This window comes from Pseudomonas sp. MH9.2, assembly GCF_034353875.1.
GTDB lineage: Bacteria > Pseudomonadota > Gammaproteobacteria > Pseudomonadales > Pseudomonadaceae > Aquipseudomonas.
Window position 1 is genome coordinate 2,700,660 of the sequence record NZ_CP133784.1, and the last position, 16,464, is coordinate 2,717,123.

A 16,464-nucleotide genomic window follows, 5' to 3' on the forward strand; every position below is an offset into this window, starting at 1 on the left:
TTACCTTAACATTTTAAAGTAACGTATATGAGACATGGACATATCTACCCTCTCGCAACGACTTAGTCGACAGATACGTGAGAAACGCCTCAATCGTGGCCTTACTCAGGCTGCGCTTGCCGAGCTTGCGGGCCTGCCCCGGCAGAAGGTCATCGCTATCGAAAAGGGCAGCCTGTCAGTTGCAATGAATGCCTATGCGCGGGTGCTGATTGCACTGGACTGTGAACTGGCTGTTGTCCCTGCCGCCATGCCAACGCTCGATGAAATCGAGGACCTGTTCGAATGAAGACTACTGCCTTGCAGGTCAGCACCCCGCAAGGGTCGAGCGGCAGCCTGCTGAGCGGCGCCGAAGACTACATTTTCCGCTATCACAACGAAGCCTCTCCTCAAGCAGCTATCAGCCTGCTAATGCCCGTTCGCCCTGATGAGTTCAGGCGGCGAGAGCTGCATCCGATCTTTCAAATGAACCTGCCCGAAGGCTACGTCCTAGAGCAGCTGCGCAACCGACTGGCGAAGACAGTCAACGTCGATCCTTTTCTGTTACTGGCACTATCGGGAAGCAGCGCACCGATTGGTCGAGTTTTCGTGCACTCTGAAGCAGTAGACAAGCTGCTTCAGGGCCGACAGACACCGAGCGGAGAGAAGCTGGAGGAAATCCTGCATTGGGACGGCACCGAGGATATTTTTGCCGACCTGGTCGATCGCTACATCCTGCGAGCGGGCATCTCTGGCGTGCAGCCAAAAGTACTGGTCCCTGAGCAATCCGAGGCGCAAGCACGAAAGGTCACGTCCAATACACCGGACCTGATCATCAAGAGCGGCCGTGAAGAGTTCCCTGGACTCGCGATCAATGAATTTCTGTGCATGAGCATGGCCAAGGAGGCCGGCTTACCCGTGCCGAAGTTTTACCTGTCAGACAACATGAAGCTGTTCGTCATGCGCCGCTTTGACAGGGATAGCCAACTCAACGCCCTGGGCTTCGAAGATATGGCCGCCTTGATGGGGCTTTCGGCTCCGCAGAAATACAGCAAGAGCTACGCGGCCATCGCCAAAGCCATTCGGCTGTACTGCCCTCCCGAGCACGTACGAAGCTCCCTGCAGCAACTGTTCGACAGCGTCGCCCTGAGCTGCATCGTCGGCAATGGCGACGCCCACCTTAAGAACTTTGGCCTGCTATATTCAGAACCAACCAAGCGCGATGCACAACTCGCCCCCGCCTACGACATCGTTAACACCACAGCCTACATTCCCGAAGACACGCTGGCCTTGGACCTTGCGGGCAACAAGTCGCTATTTGCCGCCCGCCTGGGCCTTCTGGAGTTCGCTCACAGCTGCGACATCGAACAACCCAAGGAGCGCATCCGCAGGCTGCTGGAAGCCGTGGAACGGGTGCTCGCTCGCCACCGAGAGCACTGCGAGCAAGCCCCGCACATTGTCCAAGCGATTCGCAGCAGCGCAGAACCCTACCTGTACGCATTCGGGTAATCGTGCTGGTGGTTGTTAACCCATCGATGAACCGAATAGGTTCATAATTCGACTCATCCGTTCAGCACCAAATAAAAGGAAACAGTGAAATAGACTTCACCCCCCATCGTCGTGCATGTCTGGGGCACGCTGGGCTTGTTTATCCCGCCGATGCTGCTGATGCAAACAAAACCCGGGGCAATTCATGGTAAGAGCGATATTCCATTAAACTTATTAGATTTAAGCCGCAAACTCTAAATCAAATACTTCTCTTACAAGGCTCAAGACATATTTTGACATAATCGGTGACACACTATTACCAATCATTCTGAATGAATGCCATATGGTCGGATGAAATACGAACCAGTCAGGGAACCCTTGCAGCCTAGCTGCTTCTCTGACTGTAATGACACGAGGTTCCTGAGGATGAATCGGCCTCATAGCCTGAAAACTACCTTTGTCACTACCGGTGCCAGCCCTTAATGTCGGACAATGCCCTTCCCATGACAACCTAGGGTAGCGGCTAATTTTTTCAACAGACCCAGGGACAGTATTGGCAAAACGCGCAATCACTGCGTCAGTATGCTTTGTTTTCATAACACCTGAAACCATGCCAATTTTCAGCATCTCAACAGCAAACTTTGCACCTATATTGTGAGGTGCTTTCTTTAGCTCCTTAGCATATCTACTCAGCTGAACCTCGTTATTGTAACGCCACCAATCATAGCCGCTACTCTTTGTACTAACCGAAATTACTGGAGATGGCAGATCAGATATCGCCTCGGCTACTGTAACAGCACAAATTGACGGTAAAACCAGCCGATCTTGGATAGACGGCATAGACAAGTCAACGTGACAACCAATGACAAGGACTCGTTTTCTCGAAGTAGCGGCACCGCAATCCAAAGCGTTTATTTTGAATGGACCGATGATATTGTAGCTACCACCAACCAAGTTCAGCGCCTCATCGAGAATAGATTCGTTCCGAGCATCAAGTATCCCCTCAACGTTCTCCATTACGAAAAGCTTAGGCTTGAGTATTAAGACCTGACGAAAGAAATGAGTTATCAAACTATTCCTTGGATCTTCCGGCTTTCGCAAACCTATGCGACTAAAGCCTTGACAAGGAGGACCGCCAATTACTAAGTCAGGGCGGACATTACCTATGGTAGAAAGCCAAAACTTTGAGTCCAGCGTTGAGATATCGGCCAAATAAACTTTTGAATCTGGAAAGTTTAATTTGTACGAATATTGCAAGTCGGCATCAATATCAACTGAGGCTATATTTCTGAATCCTGATAGCTCTGCTCCCAGGCCAAATCCCCCGCACCCACTAAACAAATCAACGAAGGTTGGCCTGCTCAAACTATTCACCTACAGTATCTTAAAATTGCGAACTATATAGCATTTTTGAAAAAATAAGAAGAGCTTTTACAATACCACCTCCCCATAAGACGGATAAAGCTTATAAAACTTAGCGTAATCATCAAGCTGACTTTGATCCAGCTTGAAGCCTAGTTTTTCTAAAACTTCACCTTCATCCAACTTATCAGTAGAAGGCAAGAGAGCATCTAGCGATATTCTTTCTCTGTGAGTCAGCGGCGGAACCTGAATAGGATACAAACCGGGGCCTATGTACTCTGAATTAACAAAACACCTATTTACATTTAATTTCCCCTCAGTCTCATCATCGACAAACATCCCCCCCACTGTAATCATGGGCGCGTTATCTTTATAGTAATAATTTAAGAATGAGATGAATTTTCCGCCGCGACCGGAACGCCGGTGCGCGCGCTCAATATGCCTAGTCAGGCAGATGGCCAGAACATTATGATAGTTTTTTTGATTGATGTGCTGGAACTCCTCAGCACTTGGTGCCGCATCCCCCAGAAGAAGCTCAAGCCCCTCATGCCTAGTTAGCCGGTTCCCATCGGCATCTTGATTTGGGACTCGTCCCATATGAGCATTTACAGTGACCATAAGAATAGAGCCAGGAGATATTTTTGAGGCCACCATTGCACTATCATCGAAAACCGCTGAATTTTCTGGGCCACAGTCATAATCAAGCCACACTATCGATGGCTTCGCCCAATCGGTTGCTTCTATACCGTCCGCAGCATACCCTGGAAACACTTTAATATTTTTGTAAGGCCGATTAAAGATAGCTCTCGGCGAATATTCTGCCAGTTCGAAAGAAACCAACTCTTCTATCCCCAAACTCTTGTGAGCCAGGACGAAATCGACAAACCACATCGACCCCATCCCCAAGTACTGATATCTTGAAAAATCGAAAGTACTTGAGAGACCCACTAATATCTCAAATATTATTTTTCTCTCTACGCACTTATTTGGCCTCAGAGAGTAATTGATTGCTTCAAACGAGGCCATTACTCACCAACCTCATTCTCAACATAATACTCAAACGTTTTTTGACCGATCTGTTTGTAACTCATCTGACTATTACCAAGAGATTGGGCAACTTTACTAAGAAGTGCCAACGGCTGCTGATATGAAACCGTACCCATTCTGATTTTTGGCGCGGACTCAAATACAGGTAATTTCATAGGAGCTGGCGCAACAGATATTACCTTAATATCCGTGATCGGCTTGATTGCGGCGCTCGACTCGACCGCCTTAGCTTTTTCCAAATTTACCTTTCGCGTGTTGGTATAGTCTAGATATTTACGGGTCGCATCCCGCATGAACGATGTTGCGCGCCTAAAAACTGGTAGCGTCTCGTCGATCTGCCTCTTCGTTGTTGTCCAAGGAAGTTCACCAGGCTTATCCGAGGTAAAAAATATTAAACCTACAAAACCATTATACTGTGGGTGCCACCCTGGAAAGTCATCCCCCCAAATAGTTCTTTCAGACTTATCGCCCGCCAGCACTACCCGGTCATTACATACAACATACCAACCCCAACTCTCTGTATCCTTACTCAAAGCAGCAGGATCACCGGCATCTTCAGGCGGTGTACCTGCGACGCCAGAAATGATACGAACGTTAACGCCTGTCTCAGCATCAGTATACTCATGAACGTAGGGGGAAATATCTTGCCCATCGCGCACTCCATATATGTGTTGCTTAACAGGTATGCCGTTGATCTTTATTTCAAACCCTTGCTGCAAAAAAATGAATAGTACTTTCCAACATCTTTTCTAAGCTTGTTGACAAAAATCTGATCAGAAAACTCTGAAGATGTCGCCTTCCTCAATTCCTTTACAGATATCTCAGTACCGACAAACCCTTTGGGATCGATTTGATCAAGCTGGAATTCCCACTCTTTTTTTGCAGCCCAGGCCGCAACATCTATATCTGCCTCAAATGCCTCCTCAGGTGCAGCGCCTGTAGCACTTCTGATTTTTATTTTCTTGCCAATTTTGAATATAGCGCGTTTCATTCCTATGCCATACAAGCCAATAGAGTTTTCAGCATCCTTAGGCGCATCTGATCGACGCCCAAAGTGGAACGCATAATCTTTTGCATCGATCAGAGACATGCCACCACAATTGTCTTTAATCTCAAAATCAGTCTCGCCTAACAGAATATCAGCAAAATACCCAGCTAGGTTTTCTCGCTTATCCTGCTTAGAATGTCGAGAAGCACCATCTATGCTGTTATCCAGAAGATCAAAAATACACTCATCAAGCCCAATGTCTCGAGTAATCATATCTATGAAGAAATCTTTAGTAGGATCCGCCTTAGCCATCCACTGCGCCATAACTAGCTCCCTCAGCTTAACTCTGGTTATATTCTAGGACACTTCATGACTGCACAATTACGATCCGTACGCCCTTGATTGCATATTGCCAGAGTGCAGCGTTTGGTTTCCAGCATTCCATCGTGAAAATAGAGGCACCGACGCGCCGAGTCGAGATTGGGCCGATGCACCAAGGTGTCGATCAGCAATGCTTCAGGCTCTGCGTTTTGGTATGCAAGGGCTCACATTTACGGCGCCTTGGACCCAGGTTATGAATCGCCCGCACTTTTTAGCCAGCTTGAAATGGCCGCTTTTTGGCTGTGAATTCAATCGGTCGATGCGATCGTTGGTCAGGTCGAATGCAAACAGGGGGCCAAGTGGAGTGCAATTTCACAGCAGCAACCGATGCGCTGCTGCCATTTGTCCAACAAGCCATGGCTACGGGCAAATGATTGGCTTATTTCTTGGAAGAGAATTTCGTGACCAGGCAGGCAATCAGTACAAAAAACAGTACCCCAGCAGTACAGTGCCCAGCTTCTACCCATTTCGCAAAATTACGCTTAACATCAGTAACCACGCTACTTTCAGCTAACTGCACCTACGCTAACCTCCGCACGATTTCGCTAGGCTTACAGCGTGTCGAGCCAACTCATAATCCCTTGGTCGTAGGTTCGAGTCCTACTGGGCCCACCATACTCAAAGCCGCGCACTGCGCGGCTTTTGTGTTTTTGGACACCATTGGGCTTGGCTCGGAATGGACTCCTGCCACGCCTCATTGCAGGCCTTTCTACTTGGGGTCGAAATGTGATGTCTTGCTGGCCTCCAGGCCTGACCAAAGTTCGTCGATGCCTTTGAAGCCCCAATCTTCAACTTTCTCGCGACTGATAATTCTGTCCTCCACCGCCCGCTTGGCCAGATCCACTATGGTTTGCTCAATGGGCATTCTGGATCGAGCCGAAAAGAACACCTTCACTTTCGGCGTCAGCAGCGACTTGTCATGCTGCTCAATGACCACACCGATGCGTCCGCTTTCCAGGCGAACCAAGGTGCCGACCGGATAGATGCCGATGCATTTGACAAATGCCTGGAATATTTTCTTGTCGAAATGGCCGCTCCATTCGGCCATTTTTCGAATTGAGTCCGCAGGGCACCAGCCTTTTTTATAGGGGCGATCAGACGTTATCGCGTCATAGACATCACAGACAGCCCCCATTCGGGCAAACAGACTGATCTGCTCACCCTCTAGCCGATGAGGGTAACCGCTGCCATCGTATTTTTCGTGATGGTGAAGACACACATCCAGTACCAGAGAACTGAAGTGTCGGCTCCCCAGCAACATCTCTGCGCCAGCCTCGGGGTGGCCGCGCATGGTATCGAACTCGGTATCACTGAGTTTGCTGGGCTTGTTGAGTATGGCAATGGGTATAGCCAACTTACCCACGTCATGCAGCAATCCCGCCATCCCGGCTTCCTTGACCTGATCGGCCGGGAAACCCAGCTGGCGGGCTAACGCAATCATCAACCCGCAAACAGCGACCGAATGCATGTACGTGTATTCGTCGGACTGTTTCAAGCGCGCCACACTGATCAGCGCATGAGAATTACGCAGCAACGAGTTGGATATGTCCTCAACCAGTCCGCCTATGCCTTCCAGCTCGACAGCACGGCCCATGCGCAAATCACTGAACATCTCGACAACGGCTGCCTTGGAGCGAGAACACAGCTTCAGCGCCTGTGATATTTCCTCCTGCATGGAGACTTGAGGCAGCGTAAAGCCCTCTGTTACCTGCGCAGGCGTTTGAGTCGCTGTATCGCTTGTCTCAGATACTTGAGCCGCGCCTGTGTCGCTCCCCTTGTCCGTATCAATCCACAACTCGGAGAGATTGGATGCGAGAATCCGCTGCAATTCGCTTTCACTTTTGAGCAGAAAGCTGGGTTTCCAGAAAGAGTGGTCTACCCATGAGCCGCAGAACTTATGAATGTACATCCCGAGGCAGAGCTCGGTAACTGCAATACGTCTAAGCACGATGAACACCGGCCTGTAATGAAACGTGGGCACTACCGATCTACGGAATGTCAATTAAACCGGTCCCTGAAAGGTCCCCGGTCATCCGTTTAAACAGTAAATCTCGACACCAGTCTGTTCAGGTCTGCCGCGAGCCTGGAAAGCTCACCACTGGCCACCGATGTCTGGCTGGCCGCCGATGAACTCTGGATGGAGAGGTTGCGAATACTGACGAGGTTCTGATCCACTGATCGCGCCACGTGAGCCTGTTCTTCCGAGGCTGTCGCGATCAACAGGTTCCGTTCATTAATATCGGAAATGGCCGCCGCTATTTCCGATATGGCAACCCCGGCTTCATGGGCAATCGAAAGCGTGGCCGTCGCGTCTCCGCTGCTTTGTTTCATCGATTGCACCGCTTTATGCGACCCGGCCTGTATGACCTGGATCATTTGCTCGATCTCGTGGGTAGACGCTTGAGTACGATGCGCAAGCGCCCTGACTTCATCGGCTACGACAGCAAATCCACGGCCTTGCTCGCCCGCACGTGCGGCCTCAATGGCGGCATTCAATGCCAGCAGGTTGGTTTGCTCCGCGATTGAACGAATGACATCAAGTACCTTGGCAATGTCCTGAGCCTGCCGGGCCAGATCTTCCACTTCAGTACTGGTTTGATCGACACTCGAATTGAGCTTCTCAATCGAGCCAATGGTCTGACTAACTCTTTCCTGCCCGGTTTTAGCCGAGCGCTCGGACGCCTGCGTCGAGTGCGATGCCGAAACGGCATTGCGCGCGACCTCCTCCACGGCGGCTGTCATTTCATTAACAGCGGTCGCCGCTTGCTCGGTTTCCATACTTTGTTGCTGGATGCCGGCGGTCGACTCCTTCGTGACCGCGCTCATCTCTTCTGCGGCGGAGGCCAGTTGGCTGGAGGAGTCAGAGATATGCTGGATCGTAGTTTTAAGACTTAGAAGCATCGCCGCCGTCGCAGTTTGAAGGTCCGTCAGTTCATCTGAACCCGTGACCTCTACGGTGGCCCTCAGGTCCCCTGCGGCGACTTGCTTAGTGGCACCCAGCAGCGCCAGAACAGGCACAGTAATGCTGCGAGTAAACGCAACCGCCACTAGGACCGTGATAATAACCGCGACAACGACAAACATGATGGTCAGCGTCAATCCACTGTCAAAACTTTCACGTGCACTTTGGCCCGACAGCTCAGCGCCGTCTTCATTCAGACGGATCAAGTCCTCAACTGAGGACTGCAACGCTTTTGCCGAAGGACTGGTGATGTCGCGGATGAACACTGTAAGTTCAGCAACAGGCTTCGTTTTACTGAGTTCCATGAGTTCGTCAATTTTGGCTTCGTATGCCGCGACGTTGCGGCTGACTTGTTTATATTTATCCCCTTCTTTGGGACTGGAAACAAGCGGAGCATACGCGTCGGAAAGCTGTGTCAACGTCGCTTTCAACGCGTTCAACTTTTCTCGTGAACTGGCACTTTGGCGGTCGTCATCCATAACGAAACGCCGTGCATCAAGACGATAAAGCAGCCCGGCGGCTTCGATCCTCGAGGCTTGGCGCACACTGGGTAACCAGTCGGTTTGAAGATCAAGCGCTGATGTATTAATGGCGTTCATTTTATAGAGTTCTGTGCCACCAAGCCCTACCAGGAGGAGACAGATAATGCCAAAACTGAGGAGTGCTCTTGTAGTCAGTCTGATATTTCTTAGCGTCATGATAAGTACCTTATTGTTGTTAGGTGACGCACTTACACGGTAATTCCACCGTGACATCGTTGATGTGAATATTGTGTCAAACACAGCCCATCAAAGTTTAAACTGACTCACGATTTGTCCTAGCCGCCTGGCATCTTCACCGGCAGCCTTTCCGCGGGCCAGTGTGCTTTCAGACAGCTTGGCAGTCCGCCCCGCCACGTCGGCCACATTACTGATGCGTTGGTTGATTTCGTCACTGACTGTCGATTGTTCGCGTGCGGCCTCGGCGATCTGCAAACTCATCTCCGAAACGGATGCCACCAGCGTGCTGATACTGATTAGAGCTTGCCCCGCTGACTCAACCTGCGCGACACCTTTTTCGGCATATCCACAACTGTCTTCCATGACCTTTACTGCTTGCCTGGACGTATTTTGCAGCCGCTCTATCATGCCTTGAATTTCTTGGGTTGAAGCCTGCGTTCGACTCGCCAGCGTCCGCACCTCATCGGCGACCACAGCAAAACCGCGCCCTTGTTCGCCCGCACGCGCAGCTTCAATGGCGGCGTTGAGCGCCAGTAGGTTGGTCTGTTCGGCAATAGTGCGGATAACCTCCAGAACCCCACCAATGGATCGCGAGTGCGTTTCCAGGGCTTGAATGACCTCGGCCGCTCCCCGCACCTCATGGGCCAACGTGTGGATGTCAGCAATTGTCTGGTTGATCACACCAATTGCCACCTGCGCTTGGCGGTCGGCATCGCCAGTTTGTGCGGAGCTGGCCTTGGCATTGGATGCAACCCCTTGAACAGTGGCGGCCATCTGATTGACAGCCGTGGCCACCTGTTCAATTTCGACGCGCAATACTTCAGCGCTTTGCTCGGCAGCCTGTGCGTCATCGACCAGTTGGTTAGAGGAGTGACCCAAGGTATTACCGACTTCAGCCACGGTCGATATTTGCAGACGCAGCCCAACCACAAACTTATTGAAGTCAGCGACCACTTCACCGATTTCGTCGTCATTGTCCTGATGTAAGGTATGGCTAAGGTCGCCTGTTCCTGCACTCAAATCCCGCAATGAACGCGACAAGTGATTTAGCGGTGGCAGCACGCGGCGACTGATCAGCCATAGCGTGCCAAGCATCAACACCAACACCAGTGCCCAGGCCAACAAATTGTTAACTTTAAGAGACCCTCGCACTGTGTCGGTTATGCTCAGGTTGGCTCTGTAGTTTTCAGCCAAGGGTCCGTGAAGGGCCGCAAAGCTGCGGATAACCTCATCCGAATGCCTGTCAAACGCCTCCATTACTTTATCGCCAGCGACTTTGCCTGAAACGCTGTACGCCTGAAACATTTGTTCGCCGACGTTATCAAGCCGCTCCATCGGCTCTCGCGCAGCCTCCAGTTCGCGACTCAGTTCCGGAACCAGACGTTTCAGCTCAATCAGCTTCTCGAGAGCCTGCTGGAAATGCTGGTGGCCTTCGCTGGCCGCTTCTCGGTCGCCGGTCAAACTGGCGTCGGTATAGAACTGCTGCACCTGCGCCGTGTGATAACGCAGTTCTTGCGCGCCTTCCTGAGCCTCGCTGAGTTTCTCCAGTTGGCTGCCCAAATCGTCTAGCCGATTGACTTGGTAGGACGTCCACAATGAGAGACCCAGCGCGACAAGGATGAGTACGGTCGCGCTACCGAGCATCAAGCGTGCGATGTTGAACTTCAAAACATTAATCCTTCGTGCAAGTAGAGGTGGAATGACAACGCCAAGCCTGCAAAGAGTGTCATATTATTTAAATACTCAAGCCCGCTTATATTGAAACAAACGTGCACTACGTCGTACGAATAAAAAGTAGCCGTGAAGAAAGTGCCCATTTTCTTTTTTCTGCTCCGCCTGCAGCAAAGCTATACAAAAACAAAAACTTGTACAAGTGCTGCACAGAAACAAATGACACATTTCGTAACTGATTAGGCAGCTAAGGACAGCGCAAGAAGCCGACGCTACTGCCGGACCTGACTCATTCACGCCATGAAAGCCGCGCATTGCGCGGCTTTCTGCGTTTCAGAGGGTTCACAGTGACGGCCTTGCCATCTAGCACCTACCCCCCTATTGAGTCACCCTGACGCTCCCGATCATTTGTGGATGCAAGACGCAGAAGTACTCAAATGTGCCGGGTATCAAGAACGTGTAGGAAAAAGAGTCCCCGGTATCCAGTGCCCCTGATCGGAACACCTTATTCACTTCAGCGACCGTGTGGGGCACCTGATCATCATTCACCCAGGTCACTTTTGTGCCAACCGCAACCGTTAGCTCCTTCGGCGAATACATGAACTCTTTTATGTCGATTTGTATGTCTTGCGCCCACGTTGATGCCGAGGTCAACAAACCGCTCAGGGCAAGTATCTGCGCATATTTTTTCATAGGGATACGTTCATTAAACAAGCGTTGAGTTGATCAATGCCAACGGGGGATCGCCTTGTGTCGCCTTGACGTCGGTGATCCCCAGATAATTACGCAACTGATCCGCAGGCACGGTCATAGGACCGGGGGCGGGGGCAGTGCCTGGAGCCGGTTGAGGGTATGACGTAGAGCGCGCAGTGTGGAACGTGATGTTTCCCTCGACCTTCTGAATGACTTGATGAATGTGGCCATTGAGGACCGTCACCGAGCCATATTTTCGAAGCATTGCGATCGCCTGATCACCGTCTTCGGTTCCCCACCCCCAAGGCTGATAGATAGTCCACAGGGGGATGTGTGTGAACACAACGACAGGCGTGCTGGTTGCTACCGCGCGTAAATCATCTGCCAACCATTGCAACTGATCAGCACCAAGAGTCGCTTCACGACCTGGCTGAAAATCAAAGACATTCACCAGGCCAATGAAATGCACACCATGGTCATCGAAGCTGTACCACCCGTTGCCTTTTGTGCCTTTGCCATAGCGAGCCAGATACGCTTTGCCACCACCTTCATCAAGCGTGTCGTGCTCGCCCGGTACATAGTGCACAGTCGACGGCAAGCGCTTCAGCACCTGATCGGCGGTGTCGAACTCTTCCTCTTTAGAGAGATGGGTAATATCACCTGTGTGCAAAATGAGTGAGGGCTTTTTCGGCAGGGCGACGACCTTGTCGATTGCCAGTTGTAATGTTTTGAGCGGCTCGGGGTTCGCTTCTTTGTTGAACCCGATATGCGTGTCGCTAATCTGTACAAAGTGAAAATCACTGGCCAGTCCCCCTCCGTTCAATACCGTCCCGGCATCATCCAATGCAAATGCACGCGGAATGCCACCGCTCATCACCCATAGCACCCCCGCGCCCGCCCACGCCGAGCATTTCAAGAGTTCTCTTCGGCTAAGACCGTGGCGTTCATCGGTCACGTCTTCAGGTGTGTTCGGACCCGTTTTCATAAAGACTCCTCAAGAAGGTGTGGTTTGTAGTGAACAGGCTGTCAGGGTCTATAACTAGCGAAGGGGCATCTTTATTCCACGATCAAAAATATTGCGGCATGAGGGAATAAAACCGGCCGAATGAGAGTTGATAACGAGATGAGACTGAGCCACGCAGCCGATATGAAGCGTTTTGATGAGCTGTTAGCACCCCACATGGACGCGGCTTACAACCTCGCCCGGTGGCTCACCGCCAACGAAAGTGCTGCACATGATGTTGTGCAGGAAAGCGCTTTAAAGGCGTTTAAATTCCTTCATCGTTTTGAAGACGGGAATGCCAAGGCGTGGCTACTGACCATTGTCCGCAATGAAAGCTATAACTGGCTCAAGGCCTCGGCAGGCCACCGATGGGTCGCGATAGGTGAAGGCATATCAGAAGATGATATGGCGCTCAGTCATGCGCTGACGCCGGAGATTGATGCCATACGCGCGGAGGATATCGTGCTCCTTCAGCAGGCGCTTAAGGCCTTGCCACCGGTGTTCCGTGAGGTGATTGTTTTAAAGGCATTGGAAGACATGCCTTACAAGGATATTGCGAAGGTGACTGACGTACCGTTGGGAACGGTCATGTCGAGGTTGGCACGTGCGCGAGCCATGCTCAAAACTGAATTTATGAAGTTGTACCGCCATGAATGATATGAACTGTGGTCTGTGCCATACGCTGATGCACGGCTATCTGGACAACGAGCTGGAAACGCCAGTGCAGGAACGGCTTACCGAGCATCTGGTGGGCTGCTCCGAATGTACGCGGCGGCTTGGTGAAATGAAACGACTGACAAGCGCCGTAAAGGCACACGCCCCCTACTACAGAGCGCCCGTGTCGCTTATCGAAAGCATACGCTCCAGCCTTCAATCGCCGCCCTCTTCCAAGACAAATGCCTGGAAGATGATATGCAACTGGGGCGCCCCCGTTTTGTCGGCCGCAGTATTTTCGGCAGCACTATTCCTCTATGCACAAACCCCGTCCAGTGACGACATCTGGGCGGATGAAGCCGTCTCAAGCCATGTACGCTCACTCATGGGCGAGCATTTAATGGATATCGCTTCCTCCGACAAACACATCGTCAAACCCTGGTTTACTGGCAAACTTGATTTTTCACCCCCAGTGTATGACTTCTCCGCCCAGGGATTCCCTCTCCTTGGTGGACGCTTGGACTATCTGCAGCATCAGACCGCAGCCGCACTCTCCTACCGCCATGACAAACACATCATCAACACATTTGTTGTCCCGACGACACAAGCAGACAGTGGACTGCAAAGCCAATCAAAACGTGGCTATAACATCGTGTCCTGGCGCCAGAACCACATGCGTTTCATCATCGTCTCCGATCTGGACAAACAACAACTGGAAGTCTTGGGCCAACTGACTCGAAAGGGCCTGTAGGTTTAGCGGCTGAGGATCAGCTCCGTGACGGTTTACGGAGGGGGATATGACCTGTCACGTAGTTAACCAGCTTCTCCAGACTCGCAGCGATCGATTCATTACCCGTGTCCAGGGTCAGCTCAGGATGTTCCGGCGCTTCATACGGCGCGCTGACACCGGTGAATTCAAGCAGCTCGCCAGCATGCGCTTTCTTGTACAGCCCTTTGGGGTCGCGGGCCTCGCACGTCGCCAGGTCGGCTGCGACATGCACTTCGTGAAACATCTGCCCGATCGAATCACGCGCACGCGCACGGTCCTCTCGGTAAGGGGAAATGAACGCGGTGATGCAAATCAAGCCCGCGTCGGCAAACAAGCCCGCAGCCTCCCCCACTCGCCGTATGTTCTCGGTTCTGTCTTGGGCGCTGAAACCGAGATTGGCATTCAGGCCTCTGCGCACGTTGTCACCGTCAAGCACATAGCAGGAGTACCCCATCTCCGTCAGGGCGAACTCCAGCGCCATGGACAAAGAGGATTTACCCGAAGCGGAGAGCCCGGTCAGCCACAATACCGCGCCGCTATGGCCGTAATGCGCGTTGCGGTCCGACGCAGTCAGCGAGTGCGGTACGGCGGTCAGGTTGTTATTCATCGTCCGAATCCTGTGGAGCACAAGAGCTACGAGTCACGGCATTACAGCGCGCGGGCATGATTGGCCGGTAATTGTTCCTGGTTGCCTGGAAACTGGACCAGGGCGAACAAACTGATGCACAAAGCTGCCAACAAATACCACGCGGGCACCATTGGGTTGCCGGTTACGCCAATCAGCCAAGCGACAATAAAGGGACAAAAAGCGCCAAAAGTTGTCGTACCCAAGCTGTAGATCATTGAGACACCGGTCGCCCGATGATGACGAGGGAAAGCTTCCAATATCATCACGGTGGTTGCAGCGTTACCGCACAGTACCAAGGCCGAATAGCCGCCAATAACCAGTAATGAATAGACTTGTCCGATCCCTCTGGTCAATAGAAAGAAAGCCGGATACACCAGCACGATGCTACTGATGATCGTCGCGTACTGGATCGGCTTACGCAGGCGTTGCCTGTCGGCGACGCGTGCCAGCAGCGGCACGCCGATAAAAATCAGCGTACTTGAAAGGCAGGCTGAGAGCAGACTGACCATCGGTAGCATATGTAACGTGCCGACCAGATAGATAGGCATGTAATACACCATGAGATAGATACCCGCCGTGGGCGCGGCCATCAACAGTATCCCCAACCCTAGCGTACGGGCATGCTGCGCCAGCATGGCCTTCACCGATGACCGATGAGGGCTTTTCATGGGAGTATTTTCCATGTTGCGACGGATATACCAACCGACTGGCCCGATCAGCATTCCCAAAATGAACGGGATGCGCCAACCCCATTGATGCAACGCCTCAGGGGTCATTATCGCCGTTGTGCACGCCCCGACCAGCGCACCCGCCAGTGCCGCCGCCGCCTGGCTGGCCGAGCGCCAACTGACCACATAACAGCGGCGTCCCTTGGCGGCCAGCTCCATCAGCACAACAGAGGAGACGCCAATCTCGCCCCCAGCTGCGAACCCCTGTAACAACCGACCACAAACAATAAGCAGCATGGACGCCACGCCTATGGAGTTATAGGTCGGCGCAAATGCAATCATGCCGGTGGCCAGCGTCATCAACACGATGGACAAGGTGAGCCCTGCCTTGCGTCCTTTGCGGTCTGCCAGATTGCCGATAAACAACGCGCCAATTGGCCGCATCGCGAACCCGGCACCAAAGGTGAGCAGTGCCATTAGTAGCGATGCAAGTGCGCTGTCAGAAGGGAAGAACAACTTGCCAATGATCACTGCGGAAAAACTGTAAACAGTGAAGTCATAGGTCACCAGACCATTGCCAATGGAAGCCGCCCACACGATGCGCTTTTTGTGCGCACGGGTACGTGCCAGCAACTTCATCGCTGGCGAGGGAGCAGGTAAAAGAGCAGCGGAGCCTTGCATTTATTCTGAACCTTGGGCGGTACTGAAAATCAGGACATTCTCATTTCGGCGTCTCGATACAAGGGAACGCAAATCAATATCAAACTGCCATAAAACAGGATCATAACCAAGTATCGCTGCGGCGGCTAATTGCGCTCGGAGCAGGTAACATGCTCGCTGCACTGAAGGAGATGACCTTGCCCGATAGCCGCCCACCCGCCCTTGACGAAATCGACCGCCAATTGATTGCAGCCCTGCAGATCAACGCGCGCGAAAGCGTCGCGATGCTTGCCCGACATTTGGGGATTGCCAGAACGACGGTGACGTCACGCCTAGCCCGCCTGGAAAAAGCCAAGGTCATCACCGGTTATGGTGTGCGCCTGAGTCAACGCGTGGTTGATGGCGGGTTGCAAGCGTATGTCGGCATTACCGTGCAGCCGCGTTCGGGCAAAGAAGTCGTGCGTCGCCTCAGCACCATGGCTCAAGTGCAGCAGCTGTGTGCGGTAAGCGGAGAGTTCGATTACGTGGCGTGGCTGCGCACTGACTCCCCTGAGCAGCTGGATCAGTTGCTGGATTTGATTGGCAGCGTCGATGGGGTGGAGAAGACCACAACCTCGATCATCCTCAGTAGCAAGATTGATCGCGGGCAGCCCATTTAGCGTCTGATGCAACGACAAGCGTCTTCGTGCCCACAAAATCAGGGGCATCTGACAATATGACCATTTATTTCGTCATATTGAAGCATAAAACTGCAAAACGACGACACATTGCGTCTTATTAACGTGCTGACTCTTA

The 16,464-nt window shown here is 52.0% G+C and carries 16 protein-coding genes and 1 pseudogene; 5 read left to right on the top strand and 12 right to left on the bottom strand.

From position 1 onward, the window contains the following. The first annotated feature begins 34 nt into the window (after positions 1-34). On the top strand, positions 35-286 hold the full coding sequence (locus RHM55_RS12725; RefSeq protein WP_322182526.1) for a helix-turn-helix transcriptional regulator: 252 nt from the start codon (positions 35-37) through the stop codon (positions 284-286). Further along, positions 283-1,485 carry a type II toxin-antitoxin system HipA family toxin gene (locus RHM55_RS12730; protein WP_322182530.1) on the top strand — a complete coding sequence of 401 codons (1,203 nt, stop codon included), beginning with the start codon at positions 283-285 and terminating at the stop codon, positions 1,483-1,485. The genes RHM55_RS12725 and RHM55_RS12730 overlap by 4 nt, the downstream gene beginning before the upstream one ends. A gap of 219 nt (positions 1,486-1,704) precedes the next feature. Here the strand turns inward: RHM55_RS12730 and RHM55_RS12735 are convergent, their stop codons facing one another. From RHM55_RS12735 to RHM55_RS12775, 10 genes and pseudogenes are all read right to left on the bottom strand, one after another. After that, positions 1,705-2,838: a DNA cytosine methyltransferase gene (locus RHM55_RS12735; protein ID WP_322182532.1), complete on the bottom strand. Its 1,134-nt coding sequence runs from the start codon at positions 2,836-2,838 to the stop codon at positions 1,705-1,707. A 57-nt stretch (positions 2,839-2,895) separates the two neighbouring features. Further along, positions 2,896-3,852, bottom strand: a complete 957-nt coding sequence (locus RHM55_RS12740) for an O-methyltransferase (RefSeq protein ID WP_322182535.1) — start codon at positions 3,850-3,852, stop codon at positions 2,896-2,898. Further along, the gene (locus tag RHM55_RS12745) at positions 3,852-4,592 is read right to left on the bottom strand and encodes a hypothetical protein (RefSeq protein WP_322182537.1); all 741 of its coding nucleotides are present in this window, start codon (positions 4,590-4,592) and stop codon (positions 3,852-3,854) included. The genes RHM55_RS12740 and RHM55_RS12745 overlap by 1 nt, the downstream gene beginning before the upstream one ends. Beyond that, complete coding sequence (locus RHM55_RS12750) at positions 4,571-5,185, bottom strand: ATP-binding protein (protein WP_322182539.1); 615 nt, start codon at positions 5,183-5,185, stop codon at positions 4,571-4,573. Before RHM55_RS12750 ends, RHM55_RS12745 begins: the two co-directional genes overlap by 22 nt. Before the next feature lie 766 nt (positions 5,186-5,951). After that, entirely contained in the window at positions 5,952-7,190 is a 1,239-nt protein-coding gene (locus RHM55_RS12755; protein WP_322182541.1) for an HD-GYP domain-containing protein, read from the bottom strand. A gap of 89 nt (positions 7,191-7,279) precedes the next feature. Further along, a complete protein-coding gene (locus RHM55_RS12760) occupies positions 7,280-8,959 on the bottom strand; it encodes a methyl-accepting chemotaxis protein (protein WP_416152020.1) in 1,680 nt (559 codons plus the stop codon). 33 nt (positions 8,960-8,992) lie between these two features. Next, complete coding sequence (locus RHM55_RS25925) at positions 8,993-9,697, bottom strand: methyl-accepting chemotaxis protein (protein ID WP_416152021.1); 705 nt, start codon at positions 9,695-9,697, stop codon at positions 8,993-8,995. 201 nt (positions 9,698-9,898) lie between these two features. Then, positions 9,899-10,567, bottom strand: a pseudogene (locus tag RHM55_RS25930) (hypothetical protein); the annotation flags it as partial. Between the two features lie 405 nt (positions 10,568-10,972). Beyond that, the gene (locus RHM55_RS12770) at positions 10,973-11,287 is read right to left on the bottom strand and encodes a cupredoxin family copper-binding protein (RefSeq protein WP_322182547.1); all 315 of its coding nucleotides are present in this window, start codon (positions 11,285-11,287) and stop codon (positions 10,973-10,975) included. A gap of 13 nt (positions 11,288-11,300) precedes the next feature. Then, a complete protein-coding gene (locus RHM55_RS12775) occupies positions 11,301-12,272 on the bottom strand; it encodes a metallophosphoesterase family protein (RefSeq protein ID WP_322182549.1) in 972 nt (323 codons plus the stop codon). Between the two features lie 162 nt (positions 12,273-12,434). Here RHM55_RS12775 and RHM55_RS12780 point away from each other — a divergent pair, with 162 nt between their 5' ends. Beyond that, positions 12,435-12,947, top strand: coding sequence for a sigma-70 family RNA polymerase sigma factor (locus RHM55_RS12780; protein ID WP_322182551.1), 513 nt, complete (start codon positions 12,435-12,437; stop codon positions 12,945-12,947). After that, a complete protein-coding gene (locus tag RHM55_RS12785; protein WP_322182554.1) occupies positions 12,940-13,695 on the top strand; it encodes an anti-sigma factor in 756 nt (251 codons plus the stop codon). Before RHM55_RS12780 ends, RHM55_RS12785 begins: the two co-directional genes overlap by 8 nt. 16 nt (positions 13,696-13,711) lie before the next feature. Here the strand turns inward: RHM55_RS12785 and cysC are convergent, their stop codons facing one another. Beyond that, positions 13,712-14,320 carry an adenylyl-sulfate kinase gene (gene cysC, locus RHM55_RS12790; RefSeq protein ID WP_322182556.1) on the bottom strand — a complete coding sequence of 203 codons (609 nt, stop codon included), beginning with the start codon at positions 14,318-14,320 and terminating at the stop codon, positions 13,712-13,714. 41 nt (positions 14,321-14,361) lie between these two features. Then, positions 14,362-15,690 (bottom strand): MFS transporter, encoded by a 1,329-nt coding sequence (locus RHM55_RS12795; RefSeq protein WP_322182558.1) that lies wholly within the window; start codon positions 15,688-15,690, stop codon positions 14,362-14,364. A gap of 176 nt (positions 15,691-15,866) precedes the next feature. On the opposite strand from RHM55_RS12795, the gene RHM55_RS12800 reads away from it, so the two are divergent. Continuing rightward, positions 15,867-16,328: an Lrp/AsnC family transcriptional regulator gene (locus RHM55_RS12800; RefSeq protein ID WP_322182896.1), complete on the top strand. Its 462-nt coding sequence runs from the start codon at positions 15,867-15,869 to the stop codon at positions 16,326-16,328. Positions 16,329-16,464 lie beyond the last annotated feature (136 nt).